Below are 16,732 nucleotides of genomic sequence, written 5' to 3'. Positions count from 1 at the left end.
ATACTCCCGTGCATTTTCATGTCACTCTACGAGTATCTTCCTCTTCTTACCGATGAGATCGTCGCAGCTTACGATTCGGAAGCGAGCCCGGACGACAAACTGCGGTACAACGCCCATTTTGAGGTCGAGAAAGTTCTCGGCGTTCCAGCGAACACCCGGCATTTGCTGGGCGTGTCGTTATTTTTCAAACCCCGTACCCGGCACGAATCGAATAGCGAAATCATTCTGACGGAGGATACTCTCCGTCAGCCCGAGTTGTATGGGATGAATCCCGCGTTCAATCCGTGGGATCATTACATCCAGCCTGTCCTTGATTATAGCGGGCTCGTCAAAGAACTCGCCCCAGAGGTTTCGATCCGCATTTACCTGGCAAACGACCTTGCGTTCCTGGCGGAACGGCTAGCTCTCCACTGCGAAGTATGGATCATGAAATCCAGTTCCATCGCCAGTGCTCCCGGAATGATCTGGCGGCATCTGGGGTTGGAGGATCATCCAGGTCTGTACACTCAGATCGACGCGGACCTCTTTCCTTCGGCGCTCGACAAGATCGCGATCACCACCGCAATGGATCGGATGGGCTTGGGAAGCTGGCGGGCACCAAGTATTCTGGATTTCCGCGAAGGCCGCAGATTCAGCTATCGCCCCATGGCAGGAAGCATGTGGGGGGCCAGCGCAAGGCTCGAGGTAAGAAAATTGCTGAGCGCATTCCTATGGGCGAGCGAGCGAGATCTCCTTTCATGTCGCGCGAAATTGCCATTCAATGATCGATCATTCCCTTCGCATGGTGCGGCTTGGCCTGACTATGGAATCGACGAGTTTTTCCTAATGACGGCGATTTTTCCACGTCTCGCAGAGCATGGGATCCTGACCCTTCTCACGGGAAAGACTCGATCATGCTATCTTCCGCTCGACATCGAATTCTGCAATTGGTCCTGCAAGGAATCCACCATCACCTATCGCATGGTGCCATTGATGCTCACGCCGGGGGAAGGTGTGATTTTACCCCATGAGAAGGGAAAGACCGCCAGCGGCGTCGGGGTCGCCGAGAGAGTGGCTTGACGCTGGCAAGAAGACACCGCAAGAACTTGGAGGACTGCGATGGTTAGAATGGAGATGTTAATACCTACCTTCGAATTTCGAAGGGCCACGGTGAGAAGAACCCTGGCGAAGACCCTGGCATCCTCGGTAAACAGGAACCATTTCCCGAGCGTTACGATAGTGCGGGACTCGGAGATCCCACTGTTCCGGCTCGAGCGGAAGGGCATCGACGAAGTGCCAGTGGATTTCTCCTTCAAGGGACGGGTGGACCGGAACATGATGGAACTGCGGGTGCTTACCGAAATGGGGGAGGTCATCGACGAGTCGCCGTCTCGTTGGATCGTGGTGGCGCATCCGGCGGGACTGGCGTTAAGAGGTATTAGTCATCTTTTCCCTCCTGGAGGAGGGATGTTAGATACTGACTTCCTGTGGTGCGAGGCGTCGGCAGCGCACGATGGAAACCCGGGAGACGACCGGCTGGCGGTTCCGGATGGTTGGAATGGTAGCTACGGAGCCTCTCGAGGGCTCTGGGCAGTCAGGTCGGAGCACTGGACAACGGTGTTGGAAACCTGCCGTACGTTGATGGGGGAAATGCCCCGCCAGATTTCAGCCTCGGCATTGTGGACGCAGGTTGTCCACGAATTGCCGCTTCGAAAGCAACGCTTCGAGCGTGGCGAGGTGCTGGCCCCTCAGGCGGATCGAATGAACTGGGACGAAATACTGCGTGCAGCGTATGTGACGGTGCCGGATTGGCCGCCGGAAGCCCAACGGCGTTTTCTCCAAGCACTCTACTTTAGTACCTACTATGGCGACGCGGGTGGATCCTTTTTGAATATCCTGGAATCCTAGCCCGCCCCGACTCCTCACTTCCGGATCTCATGGATCTCAACTCCAGTTTCCCTCACCGCTTTTACATCAATCTGGGCCGCCGGGAGGACCGGCGCATGGCGATGCTGGATGCTCTGGACCAAGCCGGCACCAGCGCGGATCGTTTCCCGGCAGTAGATGCCCATGCCGTACGGAGAACGCGTGGCTATGAGTCCGCGGGACGGTATGCACTAGCCCTCACCCAACGCCTTGTCCTAAGGGCGGCATCCTTGGCGAAGTCCGATGCGATCCTGATCTTCGAGGATGATGTGGTCTTCCATCCGCAGCTATTGGAACGATTGGAAGAGATCACTCTCCCGGAGGATTGGGGAATCTTCTATCTGGGCTGTTCCCACCAACGAAGTCCCCTACCCGTTGGGCCGGGACTAGTGCGAGCCGAATACGCCTTGGACACGCATGCCTTCGCAGTGAAGGCTCCCTACTATCGGAAGATCATGGCTGGGCTATCCCGGCGTGAGGGGGAAGCTTGCGAGCATCCGAGGGCCAGCGACTGGTTTCTCGCTAACCTCCACAAAGAGATTCCGACCTACGCATGCTATCCAAATCTGGCGTGGCAATCGCACAATCCCTCCGACCTCATCGGTGCGGCTTATAGCAATTATACACCCAATGGGGAGCAACGCTCTTGCCCACACGTCATGGCCGGCCTGCAGGCTGAGATGTGGAAGGTAAGTCCTTGGCAACATTCCGAACCGGAAGAAAAGGAAGAGGAACAAAGGCCTGCTGAACCGCCGAGCCCCAAGCTAGGAGTCCTTTTTCTAACCCGAGGTGACGTTTGCCACCCGGAGATCTGGCGTGAATTCGCTACAGCCGCCGGAACCGACATACGGATATTTTCACATCCAAAGAGCCGCACGGAGGCAGAGCAAGGATTTCTCTCGGGGAGCGTGATCGGGGAGGCACACGAAACCGCCTGGGGCGACATTTCACTAGTGCGCGCGATGCTCGCCCTTTTGCGGGAGGGCCTGAAAGATGAGACGCTCACCCACTTTGCCTTTGCTTCCGAAACCTGCGTGCCCGTGAAGCCGTGGACGGAAATCCGCAGACGACTACGGATCGACCCCCGGTCGATGATTCATTTCGATGATTGCAACTCGATGAAGCCGCTCCATCGGGACCGAATACAGAAAGTTCGCGACCTCCCTCAGGGGTGCTGGCGTATCCACCCCCAATGGATGCTTTTGGACAGGGAAGCGGCGGCGTGCATCCTGGAACACGACGTGAGCGAACGCTTCGCGAACATGTCGGTGCCGGACGAGCACTATTTCGGATCCATCTTGGCATTGCGAGGCTTCCCGGAGTGGGAAAAAATTCACCGGCAGCATGTGACGTGGGTGAAATGGAAGGAGGACAGCCTGCATCCGATGGAGCTTATCCACACAAGCCCACAGCTAGCGACGGAACTCACCGATTTTCCCGGTTTCTTCGCGCGAAAATTCCCGGCGGAATCCGACGTCGGAAAATGGGCGCTGCACCGCGACTAGGCAGCAGGTCCCAACCAAGGCATTCCAGTCCGCCGGGGCGAACAGGCGCAGGTCGGCTCAACATCAGATAATCGAACCATGTATGTCCCCGCTATGGGGACTATGCATTTTTTCGAATTTATCGAAATATATATCCAGCCGCAACGCTCGACAATTTTCCGGGAACTAATGGGTTTGTTTCCGGACTCATAGGGCCGTCGGTTGACGAACCGACGGCCCGCACTTCCGCCGCTAGGCGAGGAAGCAGAATCGTGCAAAGGAGCACGCCTAGAACTCCCACGTCCCTGCTGCACGGCCGTGGTAACAGGCGCCTTCCTTGCGGTCATCCTAGACGCTGAGAGCCCGGACACATTCGATCGCCTGCCGGAAACGCGGCGATCCACCGTCCAGCCGGTCCGTGCGGAATCAATGCGAATCCGGAAAGAGTGACCAAGCCACCCTTAACTGGGCCCCTTCTCCGTCGTCTCCGGAGCCTTATCCTTCAGGCCCGTATAGGAGTTATACTGCTTCTGGATCCAATCGGCCGGTGGCAGCGCGGATTCCAAGAAGATAAACCGGATCTTCAGCGTGGATTCCTGGTCTTTCTCCAGTGTGGTCTTGAAGAACGCACCGAAGCGGGCGTAGTCCCGATAGGCCGAATATTTCGCGATCTTCGGGTTCCCGGGGTGATTCAGATAGACCACGCTATAGGTCTTTTCCCCCAACACGTAGGAGCAAGCGAGCCAAGGGTAATCCTGGTCGCGGTGAGCATCGGCATTCTTCTGCGGATAAAGGTAGCGCGTCTTGGTGCGGTCGAGCTGGTCCGCCGCCCGGAGCTGGATGCCCGCGTGCTCGGGATCGCCGTCCAACAACACGGTCTTCCCATCAAGCGCTTTCAGCGTGCTGGAAAAATCCAGCATGGCATAGGCAGGGGTCGGTGCCGGAAGAAATGTCATCGTCCGCTTCTCCTCGACCGCAGGTGGGCCATTCTTGCCCTTCTCCCATAGCAGATGGGAAGTGAAGCTGGCACCGCGCTTGTCGGCGAGCACCTTCGAGAAGTCCTGGTGAAGCTGCGCGCCACCGTGACCGTGCCAACAATCAAAAGCTTCCCCATCGATGGTGATCTTGTTCCAGCCGATGAAGATTCCCCGGTGATGATTGAACTCCCCGCCAAGAGCCTTGGTGATCGCAAGGTCGCCCGCGGGATTGTAGATCTGAAGGAAGGTCTTGAAGGTATCCTCACGCCGCTTCCCGCTCGAGTTGTCGAAGTCGTAGAAGTAACGGCCGACGAGCTTGCCCGATTGGAGGACATCGAGCTGCTTCTGCTTCTTGTCGTCGCGGATGTCGTAGCCGGACTGGGCGAGGGCAAGGCTAGCACACGAGAATGATACCAGCAGCGAACAGGCGGAGGCTTTGCGGAGAGAGAGCATGAAATCCAATGGAGCGGGTTAGCGGGCGCGTAGCAATTCGGTGACCGTATAGGGCTTCCCGGCATGGGATGCAGTGGCCTTCCGGAGCTTGGAGAAGAACTCGGGCTTGATCAGGTCTGCCTCGTTATCCCACTCGTGACGCACATAGGTAGCAATATCCGCGAGATCGGCATCGCTGATCTCCGTATTGGAAGCGAAGCCCGGCATGTCCGCCGTGGGCGTATACTCCGTGCCCGCGACCGTGACCGGCCCGGTCAGGCCGTGAAGCAGGATGCCTGCAAGAATCTCCGGCTTGCCCGTAACCCATTCGGATTTGTTAAGCGGCGGCCCCATGCTCGGCATGCCCGCGCCATCCGCACCGTGGCAACTCGCGCACACCGCCTTGCCATGGAAGAGCTCCTTTCCGCGCTTGAAGGATTCCAAGTGGTCGCCCTTCAGCATGGTCTCCGCTGAGGGTTTCGCGACCACCGTGCTTGCCCCTTCGGTGAGCCACTTCTCCAAATTTCCATCGCCGAAGCGGCCCTTGAGCGCCTCCTTGAATTCCAACTCGCGGCCGTCCAAGCCGGCAACCGCCATCTGGCGGACGTAGGGCTTATCGCGGTGATCTTTCAGCAAGTCAACCAGCGCGGTGAATGCAGGCCCCGGACCGAAGCGTCCCAATGCACGAGCCAGGTAGATGCGTACCTCATTGTCATCCGTTTTCAAACCGGCGATCTCCGGAAGCAGCTTCTGCACCTCGGCAGGAGCGGTGACCTTCGTGCTCGCCCACAAGGCAGAGATCACGACCTTGGTGTCCTTCGAGCGAAGCGCGACGATCAAGGGTGCCGCGGTCAGCCGGTCCAATCCTTCCAAGGTCCAGATCGCCTTGATCTGGCCAAGCGGATATTGATCCATGCCTACCAGCTTTTCTAACAGAGGGACGGCGGTCGCATCTGCGCGATCCACCAACAGCCGCTGCGCCATATCCCGATTCCAGCCGTTCGGAGAGACCAGTTGCTTGACCAGCTCAGCAACAGGGAGCTTTTCGAGATTCGGCACCTTGTTGATCGCGCCTTTCCCGTAGCGGATCCGGTAGATGCGGCCCTGACCTGTGGCTGGCGATTGCAGTCCACGATCCAGCGATTGCTTGCGCAGGTAATTGCTGAGGAAATCGCGGTGTTGGACGATGCCGTGATACAGGTCCAGGATGTACAGGCTGCCATCCGGCGCGCTGTAGGAATTCACCGGGCGGAAGCGCTCGTCCGTCGAAGTCAGGAACTCGTCCTCACCCATCGGATGTGTTCCCATCAGTTTGCCCTTGTCCTTGTCCTCGGTGATGTCGACCGCCTTCACCAATTGCACACAGGACTCACAGGAGAATGCGCGGCCATACCATTCCTTGGGAAAATTGGTACCGCGGTAGATCACGGTACCCGCAACCCCGGTCGCGCTGATGAGGCGGAAATTTTTCGGATTCAGCGTGTCTTGGGGGAAGCCGTTCACCTTCATCATGTAGGCGCGGTTCACTCCCGGAGTCACGCGCCCCGGCCAGACCGTGGCTGGTCCGACATCCTGAATCTCGCGCACATCCATATTCACTCCTGGATTTCCCTGCGCGATCTGCGGAGCGATGTAGTTACCATGGAGCGGGGTGGAATTCCCGGTGAAATAAAGCCGGCCATAATCATCGCCGGTAATCCCCCACTGTCCGCGGAAGAGCGTCTTCTCCATCACCCACTTGCCATCAATCAGGCGATAGCGCCTGTCGGACTTGGCATTGTAGAGCCAGTTGTCGAGACCGTGAAAGAGGCCATTGGGCTTGTGTTCGACGTTGCCTCCCTTGGCGTATTCGGCATCGACCACTTCGGGCGAACCTTTCGGTTTATCGCCATCTCGGGCGACATAGTAGAGCTTCTCCTGGTCAGCGAAAAGGATGCCATCCTCCACGATCGAAATCGCACGAGGCAGCAGTAGCTTGTCCAGGAACACCGTCCGCTTGTCTACCTTCCCATCTCCATTGCTGTCCTCGAGGATCGCGATCCGGCCCTTCGGGATATTTTCACCGGTCCCCTTTTCATCTGGCATGTAGCCAACCATCTCGCACACCCACATCCGCCCGCGACCATCGAAATCCAAGGCTACCGGCTTCTCCACCAGAGGCTCCGTCGCTACCGGTTCGATCACGAAACCGCTGGCAACCTTGAACGTTTTCAGCGCCTCCGCCGGCGAGAGCGCCGGGGCGGGAGGAATGAGATCGACGGGCACGACCGGATCATCCTTTTCCTCCGCGCAAAGGCTCGGAATCGAGAAAAGAGCGATCGTGCAACCGCGGCGAAAGTAGTGGGCAAACCGGGAAGCGATCATGGACAGCGGGTTTCAAGGACGGCGGCTTTCACTCCCCCCCAAGAGAGTGAAAGCCGCACCCAACAGGCGGAAACGGAGGATTTAGCGGCGGCGGCGCAACATCCACAGGAGGCCCAGGCAACCAACCCATGCTGTCCCGGGCTCCGGGACCGCGGTGATTGTCACGTACCTCGCATCAGGCGTGGTGCCGCCATTGAGACCGGCGGTCGTATCGTCGTAGTCGATTTCCCAGATACCCTGGCCATCTGTGAACGTTGCTCCGTCGGCAAGGTCGACAGCATTGACATCCTTGAAGATGCCGGTAAGCGAGCCGGTGTAGGCAAGCAAGGTGAACTTGTTGCCTTGGGTGTAGGTGCCAAGTTGAACCAAGTCCAACACGGCTCCGCTAATGATCGTCATGTCCCCGTCGACGATCCCGAGGTCGGCACTGCCAACACCCGGCGAGCTGCCACCGGTGAGTTCGTAAGTGTAAGTGGACAGAGCACCAAGCGATAGATCGCCGAAGGTTGCGGTTCCGGGTGAGTTACCGATCGAGAGTTGGGTGGTAACCGACAGGTTTCCGATCACAGCTCCGGAAGTCGTGAGATTATTCACGGCATAGCCGCCCGGTCCTTTCGAGGAGAGATCCAAGGTTCCAGTGGTTCCAACGGTTACACCGCTGGTGCTGTCGATGGAACCGGCGATCCCCAGTGCCAGAGTACCTTCATTGATGGCAGTGGCACCGGAATAGGTGTTGGCACCGTCGAGGGTCAGGGTGCCCGCACCCGACTTGTTCAGGCCGCCCGATCCGGAAAGCACTCCGCTCAAGCTGATGTTACGGGCAGCGTTGGCAGCGTCAGCAGCCTTGAAGGTCACATTCCCGTTCGTTGTGCCAAGCGTCATGTTCAGGCTGGAACCCCAATTGGCATTGGCTCCCACCGTGCCGCCGGACAGATTAATGGCATACGAGGAGGTGCCGGTGCCCCGGTTCACGATGCCACCCGCAGTGGTCGCGCCCGTGCCGTCCGATTGGACCGTCCCGCCGATGTAGAGAGAACCGCCGGTCATATTGAGGGTGCTACTTCCCGCGATAGAGTTCGCATCAGCGCCAGCACCAGAGCTCTTGTTGCTGCCGTTGAAACGCAGTTCTTTGACCGTGGTGACTCCTCCGCTGAGATTGACCGTTCCACTCGCTGCCGCGGTGGTGCCGTTGGAGTTGATGACCATGATGCCGCCCGAGTTGCCGGACACGCCATTGCCGATCACGTTAAAGACACCGCTCTTGATGTTCAATGTGCCAACGCCGTTGCCCCGGCCGATTTGCACTTGGGCATCGGAGGCGCTGGTTGCCGTCGAGTTGACCGTGCCGCCATCCACCACCATCTTGCCGATGTTGGTATTGCTATTGCGGCCCACGGTGATCTGGCCGGAACTGTTAAGAATAGCAGTGCCGGTCACTTCCACATAGGCCGAGCGATCATTTGCAACCTGGAAGCTACCTCCGCTGTTGATCGTGCCGGCAGAGAATTGGAAGCCGCCTGTTTCAGCAGCTGCATCACCAATATTGAAGGTGTTTCCCGAGCCTGCCGTGGTATAAATGCCACCCGTCACCTTCAGAGTACTGGCAGCAGCGATCGCGGCGTTGCTTCCCGAAACTGAACCGTTGAACGAACCGTTGACGGAAGAGGCGACACTGCCGCCGCTAAGGGTCAGGGTCTTGCCAGCGGTCTGGAATTGAAGGTTCTTCCACGAGAGGGCGCTGCTGATCGCGGCATCCGCATTGACCTTGATGGCGCCCGAGCTGCCGTTGCGGCTCGAGACGGTAATGCTTCCGCCCGTCAGGGTGTAAGCACCTGAACCAGCGGCATTGAGGACCAAACTATCCACAGCCTGATTTCCGGAAACAACAATGGTTCCCGCCGCTCCAGAGCCACTGCCAATGACGGCGTCGTTGTTGAAGGAGAAATGGATCGCGCTCCCGTTCGCGATGCCGGCGGTGGAATTGCTGCTGAGTGTGACGACGTTGCCGGTGATGTCGGTAATGGTCGTTCCTGCAGCAAAGGATCCGGTGGAGAGCATTTGACCGACGGCCAGACCGGCGGTGCTCGCAACGGTGATCGTATTCGTACCGGTCGTATGTGCCGTGGTAGTCGTCTGCGCGGAGGGCTGGAAGAGCGTGTCGACGCCAGCCGACGCCCAGTTTGCAGTGACATCATCCCAGTTGCCGCTGCCGTCGCTGCCGACAGCATTCAGTGCGGGATCCCAGGTGAAGGTCGCTGCCTGGATGGAGTGGGCGGCAAGGCATGCGGCAATCGCTCCAGCAAAGGTGGATACGGCACGTCGGCTACTTGATGTTAGAGAGGGAGGGGTTTTCATAAGCAAGGAATTGGGGGTTGGGTTTTTGATGCTTTATGGGTCGATTGAGGATGGACCGGGCTTCCCCATCCTCGTTCCTGGAAATCCAATGAATCTCACGAAACACGCACACCGCATGTCCGTGAGGCGGAGTCATCCCGGCCGGTATAACCGGCACATCCGGATGACTTTTCCGGCCGCCCGAAGGCGGCCGGAAAAGAGCCCCGGATTAGGGCACCTGGGTAATCTTGAGACGGGTGAACACCTTCTGCTGGCCAATCGGCAGCGTGTAGGAAATGTCGGGCGTGTCGTCCGTGGGACCTTCGGTTACAACGGTGCTCCAAGGATCGGAGACTCCGAGGTCGCTGGACTCTTGGATCTCAAAGGTCACGTCGTTGTTCGCAAGGGCGTCAGCCCCCTTCACAAAGGTAACCACGCCAGCCGAGAAGGTGCCTGGAGGCTGGCTGGAAGCCGTCGGGCTAGTGCCCAAGGCATACTCGACGAGATTGGTCAGCCCATCGCTGTCAAAGTCACCGGAGGCCGGTTCGCCCGGGATCCCATTGGCAGTGGCCCATGAGGAGTAACCACCCGAAGGAGGCGCGGCACCAACCGTAAGAGTACCGATGCCCGTGATCTGGCTGAGGCCGATGATCGGCGATGGCGATCCGACGGCTCCGTAAACTCCGTCGGCCAGAGGCGGATTGCTACCGATGACAAGGTCGGCCACCGTGTCCGTGCCCGAGAAGTCGAGTTGAAGGGTCGCTCCGGTTTCAGCGATCGTGACCTTGGCGGATTGGTTGTTCGAATTGCTGGTTCCGAGGACCAGCGTTCCGGCGCTCACCACGATGTCGCCTTCCTGGGAATTCGTGCCGGAGAGGGTCAGGATGCCCGCACCGGTCTTCGTGATCCCACCCGTGCCGGAAAGGCTTCCGCTAAGGGTGATATCGAAGGGCAGGTCCGCTGCATTGCCCGACTTGAAGGTGACGTTTCCATTGGTCGTGCCCAGCGTCATGTTCAGGCTGGAGCTCCAGTTGGCATCAGCTCCCACGGTGCCTCCGGAAAGGTTGATGGCATAAGCGGAAGTGCCGGTGCCACGATTGACAATGCCGCCTGTGGTAACCGCTCCGCTGCCGTCCAATTGGACAGTGCCACCGACATAGAGGGAACCTCCGGTCATGTTGAGCGTGGCGGTTCCATTCGTTGAATTTTCAACCCCTACCGCACCGGAGCTTCTGTTGCTTCCGTTGAATCGCAGCTCTTTGACCGTCGTGGTTCCGCCAGTGAGATTCACCGTGCCGCTCGCGCCGGCGTTGGTTCCGTTGGAGTTGATGACCATGATGCCACCGGAGTTTCCGGCCACACCATTGCCGATCACGTTGAAGACCCCACTTCGGACATCCAAGACGCCGACACCGTTTGCGCGTCCGATTTGCACTTGAACATCCGGCGCGCTGGTCGCCGTCGAATTGACCGTTCCGCCATTGATAACAAGCTTGCCGATATTGCTATTGTTGTTGCGGCCGACAGTGATCTGTCCGGAGCTATTGAGAATCGCGGTGCCAGTCACTTCAGCATACGCGGTGCGGTCATTGGCGACCTGAAAGCTACCACCGGTCGCCAAAGTTCCACCGGAGAACTTGAACCCTCCGCTCTCCAAGGATTGGTCACCGATGTTGATCGTATTTCCCGAGCCCGCCGTGGTGTAGAGACCATCGGTCACTGAAAGGGTCGCGGTTTGGGCGGCGGAGCCCGAGGAACCCGACACAGAGCCGTTGAAGGAGCCGTTTACAGCGCCGGGGATGCTGCCGCCGCTGAGCGTCAGGGTCCTGACCTCGGACTGGAACACGAGGTTCTTCCAGGAAAGCGGGCTGCTGATGGCGACATCCGAATTGACCCTCAAGGCACCCGTGCTGCCATTCCGACTGGCGATCGTGATGCCTCCGCCGGTCAAGGTATAGGTGCCATTGCCTGCATCATTGAGATCGAGGCTGTCCACCGACTGGTTGCCCGCAACGGTGATGGTCCCGGCGGTTTCGGCAAAGCTGCCGATCAGCGCGTCGTTATTGAAGGAGAAATGAATCACGCTCCCGATCGCGAGCGTGTTGGTGGAAACGGCGTCCAAGGTGACGACATTGTCCGTGATACCGGTGATCGTGGTCCCGACAGGGAAGCGGTCGGAAGAAAGCACTTGCCCAACCGCCAGGCCCTCGACGCTCGCCACGGTGAGGGTGTTCACTCCGGTGACGAGCGCCACGGTAAGCGAAGTCTGAGCAGAGGTGGGAAACACAACATCGACCCCGTCCACGGCCCAATTTGCCGTGGTATTGTCCCAAGGACCCTCACCATCGCTACCGAGGGTGTTCTGGAGAGGATCCCAGATAAACGTGGCGGCCAAAGCGGAGTGACCGGAAAGAAGGACGGAGATCGAGGCGGCGAGGGTTAGGGCGCCGCGGCGGGCAGAGAGGGTCGGGTTCACGGGGATTTTCATGGGTTCGATCGAAATATGTCGGACAGATCGAGTGGGACTCTTAGCGAATGTTTCGAATCGCCATAGTCCCCAAAGCGGGGACAATTTATGGTCGGCACAACCCGGTTCGCCCTTGGTTCGCGGACCCGCCTGAATGGTCTTTTTACCGCTTTTTCCCGAGTACGGAATCAATCCATCCCTTGGAAGGAATAGCCATTGGTTTGAGGCCGAAGAAGCAGATGGAGGAGGTGTATGACTTCAGATTCTTTCGCTCGTCGAAACAAGATCAGCGGCAGATAGCACCCTCCGGCAGGCTAAACTGCCGATGCGCCTTCTCCCCGCGAGACACGCCCACTATCAAGATCGTTTCTTCGGCGACTTCGGGAAAATTGCTGATAGAATTGATCCATCACCCGCACTTTTTCCGAGGCCGAAGGGCGTCTGTTAGAAAAGTATTCGCAGCTATGCCCGCGCAAAAAGCTCCGTAGCTTTCCCCGCCCGGCTCATCTACCGAAACTAGGCCTTCGGCTCGGTATCGCAAAGGGAAGAGAGACCAAGAGACTCCCCGGACAAAGACGTGATCCCGCGGTATGAAGGGATGGCTGAATGCTTTTGTCCGGTTCGCCTGTAGCGACAAAGGGCTACTTGAGGTGCGTCGTGAAACTGGCCTCGTCGAGGTCGAAGACGATTCCGAAGGCGGCGTTGCGCTGCAGCTCCTCGTGATGAGAGGAACAAAGAAAAGACTCCTAGGCGTTCACCAAGTCCTAGCGAGGCTGGTCAAGAAAAGATACCTCGGGCTCCGGGACTGAGTCTTTAGCTCGATTTCCTAGATCGGCGGAAGATCGGTGGAGCAAAAGCCAAAATGAACAGCAGGGAAAGCCCGGGCTCGGGCACGACGATCGGCGTCCCGTTCACGTCTTCGAAAGCCCAGTCATGGAGCGTGCCCGCCCCCAAGTCGTTCACCGTGATACGCAACCAGCCATAGCGGATATCGCCGCTTTCCATGGTGATGCGGAAGCCGAGATAGCCGGGAATATTTGCCTGAAATTGCCCGACAGCGGAACCAGTGTGGTTCTCGCTGCCATTCATTCCGGAAGCATAGCTGAGCCCTGTCCCGATCAGATCCGCCTCGTAAAGCCGTCGCACAAGCCCATCGCCATTACCCGTGGCAAGCGACAGGATTGCGGGCTCGATTGAGATCGTGGTACCGATGGCCGTCCCACCAAAGAAGAGATTCACCCAAGCTCCCGTATCGGGATCCGCGGGCACGACCGTGGTGACAATTCCACTAAGTGGATTGACGAAGATCCCGGTGTCATTCGCAGGGATCACCTCATTCCGGATCCCGGAATAGACCACAGCCCCGTGAGCCAATCCCGCGGCGGCGAGAAACGAACCAATCCCTAAAAGGCGAACCAACATACCTGTTAGATTGGGAGAAAGAAATCCATTCATGGCGGTGGAGCAATGGACAGATTCATGCGGAAGAACTTCGACGCCGAACGCCGGCCTCCAATCAATACCGGAAACCGCACGCTGACCACTTCGTAGGTGCCATCATCCGCGATGATCGTTTGTGGCGTGGTCGCATTCGACCAAGTCGACAGATTGCGGCTGAACTGCGGCGCATAGATGAGGTTCCGCGCGCCGGCATCCTTGCGGCGGATAAAGAGCACTCGATGGTCCAATACGTTCAGGGCCGGGGCGAACTCGACAAGCGGCGCACCCGCGCTTTCCAAAATATTCCCCGAAAGACGCAGCGGTCCGGCACCGCTGGTGGAATCCGCAGGATTAGTACCGCTCGCAAACTCGACGAGATTGCAAACCTCGTCGCCATCGAAGTCATCATTCTGCCCTCCCTTTGTCGACCCGATGCCAAAGTGCAGAACTTGCCAAGCATCCGGCAGACCGTCTGCCGCGTAGGTGCCATAGTTGTCGGAGTCTGCCTCCAGAACCATGAGAGTGAGATTTCCCGAAAGAGTGCCGTTGGTGGCATGCACCGTGGCAGCAGAGTCCTCGTAGACCGCGCCCGCACTGGCGAGACCCGTGGCAGAGATTGCCGCGATAGGGCCCGACGCCACACTCCACGCGAAGTCGGTGGCGGCCATGGGAAAACTCGTGCCATCATCGAAGGACATGGCCACACCCAGCTGAATGTCCTCTTCCTCCTCAACATTCGCTGCAGCTGCGAAAAGCACCAGCCCTTGGAAGAAGCCGAGCTGCCCCGCATAGCCGCCTCTGGATTCATAGGAGCTTGAGCCGCCTTGCACTCCGGGCGTCGTACTTCCTGTGAGCGAATAAGCGGCGCTCGATCCCGACGTTCCCCCACTCGAATTGGCCAAGGGATCAAGGGTATAGCTCGCGCTTGCCCCTGCGAAACTCGCGCAAGGGATCAAGGTAGCGGCACAGAAGAAGCTGCGAATCATCGCTCGAAGTTTTCTTCAAGGCGGCGCAGGCGCAGCTCTTGATCGGCCAGCTTCGCCCTCAGCTCCTGATTCTCCCGGTGGAGCTCTTGGACTGCTGCGGCGGAATAGATCGTAAGCGGATAGGTGTCCACCTGCAGGATCTCGCTGCCGTCCTCAAGGCGTTCACCACTGCTTTTTACGTGATCTGGGAAAACCTTCGCGAACTCTTGGGCAATGACATTAAGATAGCGACGATTCTCAATCCTTGGGTGCGTCGCAAGATACTGGTCCGTATAGCGGAAGTCGACCAGGCGGACGCTGTCGATCTTGTCCAAAGCTCCGGTGAGAGTGTGGATATCAGTCTTAATGCGTCTGTCCGAATTGGAAAGCCAGTCGCCGGCTACAGCCTTGCTGGCATTCCCCTCGACCTCAAGGACGTTGGTAACGGCAGCACGGCGGATCCCGATCTTGCCGCTGAAGACATTCGGCTGGTCAAGCCGGGCGACTTGCGCAGGCATGAGATCGGCTTGGAGGGCGAGCACATGGGAATCACCTGCTGCGATGGCGGTCAGTTGCGAGGCCTCCGCAGGGATCGTGGAAAGACCGCCGGAGCCGTCGCCCCAGAGGACCAGGGAACCATCCTCCTTCAACGCGACACTGAAAGAATATCCCGCAGCCACGCTTCGCACCCCGGAAAGCCCGGCCGGCACGGAACTCTGCCCAGCTGCATCCAGACCCCACGCGATCACGCTTCCATCGCTTTTCACTGCGAGGCTATGAAATGCGCCTGCCGCGATTGCTACCACGTCGTCGAGAGCCTCAGGAGGCACGGTCGATTGGCCCGCATCGTTGCGGCCCCACGCCGTCACCTTGCCATCCGAATCGAGCGCGAGGCTGTGATCATAACCTGCCGCAATGGCGGTCACCACTCCAAGCGGCGGGACCGTGGCTTGGCCGAAGGTATTGTCCCCAACGACGGAAACGGTGCCGCTCTGGTGAAGAATCACACTGTGCTTTTCGCCAGCAGCGATCGCAGAGGCGTCTTGAATGGAAGCCGTCGCACCTTGGCCATAGCTGTTGTCTCCCCATGCCACCACGCTGCCATCGGTTCTAAGGGCGAGGCCATGGTCTACCCCGGCAGCAATGGCGCTGATTCCGGAAAGGCCGGCTGGCAGGGCGGCTCCTCCACCCCACCGGACAAGAGTGCCATCTTTGAGCAGTGCTAGGCTGGTATTTCCCCTCGCGGAGATGGCAGCCGTATTCGCTCCGCTTATTACGGGAGGCACCGTGGTCTGCCCTTTCGAATTCACACCCCATGCCACCACGGGAATCACCGGCGGGGCCTCGATTTCGGATAACAACACCTGATCCACCTTCGCGGCGACCATAGCATAGGGCGCAGCGACGAGGCGTTGATCCGGCGTGATGAGTTCGAAGCCGTGGCTGCCGTCATTGAACCAAACACGAAGACGCAGGTCCGGATTGGCAAAGACATCTTCCGGGAGGGCGGCCATGTTTTCGCCGATGAGGACCGAGTACAGCCCCCGTGTCACCGGCAAGGACACCGCCGCCGCCGGCTCGCCGCCCGCCACGCTGCTGCCGTCATTGCTCCAGTAAGTGTTGCCGCCGCCGTCTACGAGCGCGAACTTGAACCACCCCGCCCCCTCAAAGGGAACACCTTGAACCGCCATGCGGCCCTGATGATGGAGCAGACGAGGGACTTCCGCCCGAGCTACGGCAAGGAAGCAGAGAGAACAAAGGACGGATCGCAGGAGAATCATCGATTCGCTTGAGGAGGAGAAGAAAGGGGAAGACGGCTCTTGCCAGGTTCAGAAGTGGGGACAGCGGGCTCCTTTTCCGGTTCGCCCGCTTGGAAGCCACCTCCCCGATCCATGGCATAGAGCTTGGTATTTCCAGGCAGGAAGAAAAGCTGCATGCCGCCGTGCCGGGCGACCATTACATGCATTCCCGTGGGGTCCTTGATAAACCACTTTGGCGCGTCGCCGGGAATGCTCGGAGGTTTCTTTTCGCTCAGACGAAAGGCGTTGTCCTCGCGCAGATAGGAAACCAGTGCGGGAGACGGCTCGACCTCCAGAAACCATTGCCAGCGGCTAATCTCGCCCTCGTCCTTCCATTCCCGCCGCACGGCATTCAGGATGCTATCCCCTTCCGCCGGACGTTTCCAAAAGGCTCTCTGGAAAACGGCCACCGGATCGACACTTTCCACATCAGGGACCGGACCGGCCGCGAGCATTCGTGCTTTCGTCTCGGCAGCCTTCCCGCCGGGAGGGCGCTGCCAAACCGCGACCGCGGTGACGAGCACCACGGTCGCAAGGATGAGAAGGAAGCGCCGGCCCATGAGGA

The 16,732-nt window shown here is 58.8% G+C and carries 12 protein-coding genes; 3 read left to right on the top strand and 9 right to left on the bottom strand.

Annotation, left to right across the window (positions count from 1 at the left end; genetic code table 11):
- Positions 1 to 18: 18 nt before the first annotated feature.
- Both HHL09_RS14470 and HHL09_RS14465 read left to right on the top strand, forming a co-directional pair.
- Entirely contained in the window at positions 19 to 1,059 is a 1,041-nt protein-coding gene (locus tag HHL09_RS14470) for a hypothetical protein (RefSeq protein ID WP_169455340.1), read from the top strand.
- Positions 1,060 to 1,149: 90 nt separating this feature from the next.
- A complete protein-coding gene (locus tag HHL09_RS14465; protein ID WP_169455339.1) occupies positions 1,150 to 1,887 on the top strand; it encodes a hypothetical protein in 738 nt (245 codons plus the stop codon).
- Positions 1,888 to 1,901: 14 nt separating this feature from the next.
- Here the strand turns inward: HHL09_RS14465 and HHL09_RS14460 are convergent, their stop codons facing one another.
- Complete coding sequence (locus HHL09_RS14460; RefSeq protein WP_169455338.1) at positions 1,902 to 2,051, bottom strand: hypothetical protein; 150 nt, start codon at positions 2,049 to 2,051, stop codon at positions 1,902 to 1,904.
- An 84-nt stretch (positions 2,052 to 2,135) separates the two neighbouring features.
- Between HHL09_RS14460 and HHL09_RS14455 the strand changes: the two genes are divergently transcribed.
- Positions 2,136 to 3,410, top strand: coding sequence for a beta-1,6-N-acetylglucosaminyltransferase (locus HHL09_RS14455; protein ID WP_169455337.1), 1,275 nt, complete (start codon positions 2,136 to 2,138; stop codon positions 3,408 to 3,410).
- Positions 3,411 to 3,850: 440 nt separating this feature from the next.
- Here the strand turns inward: HHL09_RS14455 and HHL09_RS14450 are convergent, their stop codons facing one another.
- The 8 genes from HHL09_RS14450 to HHL09_RS14415 all read right to left on the bottom strand — a co-directional run bounded on the left by HHL09_RS14450 (position 3,851) and on the right by HHL09_RS14415 (position 16,727).
- Positions 3,851 to 4,819, bottom strand: a complete 969-nt coding sequence (locus HHL09_RS14450; protein ID WP_169455336.1) for a DUF6807 family protein — start codon at positions 4,817 to 4,819, stop codon at positions 3,851 to 3,853.
- Between the two features lie 18 nt (positions 4,820 to 4,837).
- Positions 4,838 to 7,162, bottom strand: a complete 2,325-nt coding sequence (locus tag HHL09_RS14445; RefSeq protein ID WP_169455335.1) for a DUF7133 domain-containing protein — start codon at positions 7,160 to 7,162, stop codon at positions 4,838 to 4,840.
- A gap of 81 nt (positions 7,163 to 7,243) precedes the next feature.
- Positions 7,244 to 9,517 carry a beta strand repeat-containing protein gene (locus HHL09_RS14440; RefSeq protein WP_169455334.1) on the bottom strand — a complete coding sequence of 758 codons (2,274 nt, stop codon included), beginning with the start codon at positions 9,515 to 9,517 and terminating at the stop codon, positions 7,244 to 7,246.
- Positions 9,518 to 9,725: 208 nt separating this feature from the next.
- A complete protein-coding gene (locus tag HHL09_RS14435) occupies positions 9,726 to 11,984 on the bottom strand; it encodes a beta strand repeat-containing protein (RefSeq protein ID WP_169455333.1) in 2,259 nt (752 codons plus the stop codon).
- Between the two features lie 792 nt (positions 11,985 to 12,776).
- Entirely contained in the window at positions 12,777 to 13,418 is a 642-nt protein-coding gene (locus HHL09_RS14430; RefSeq protein ID WP_169455332.1) for a hypothetical protein, read from the bottom strand.
- Positions 13,415 to 14,389 carry a hypothetical protein gene (locus tag HHL09_RS14425; RefSeq protein WP_169455331.1) on the bottom strand — a complete coding sequence of 325 codons (975 nt, stop codon included), beginning with the start codon at positions 14,387 to 14,389 and terminating at the stop codon, positions 13,415 to 13,417. Before HHL09_RS14425 ends, HHL09_RS14430 begins: the two co-directional genes overlap by 4 nt.
- Positions 14,386 to 16,059, bottom strand: coding sequence for a tail fiber domain-containing protein (locus HHL09_RS14420; RefSeq protein WP_169455330.1), 1,674 nt, complete (start codon positions 16,057 to 16,059; stop codon positions 14,386 to 14,388). Before HHL09_RS14420 ends, HHL09_RS14425 begins: the two co-directional genes overlap by 4 nt.
- Positions 16,060 to 16,145: 86 nt before the next feature.
- A complete protein-coding gene (locus HHL09_RS14415) occupies positions 16,146 to 16,727 on the bottom strand; it encodes a hypothetical protein (RefSeq protein ID WP_169455329.1) in 582 nt (193 codons plus the stop codon).
- Positions 16,728 to 16,732 lie beyond the last annotated feature (5 nt).

This window comes from Luteolibacter luteus (genome assembly GCF_012913485.1).
Lineage (GTDB): Bacteria > Verrucomicrobiota > Verrucomicrobiia > Verrucomicrobiales > Akkermansiaceae > Haloferula > Haloferula lutea.
This window is presented reverse-complemented; position numbering and strand designations above follow the sequence as displayed.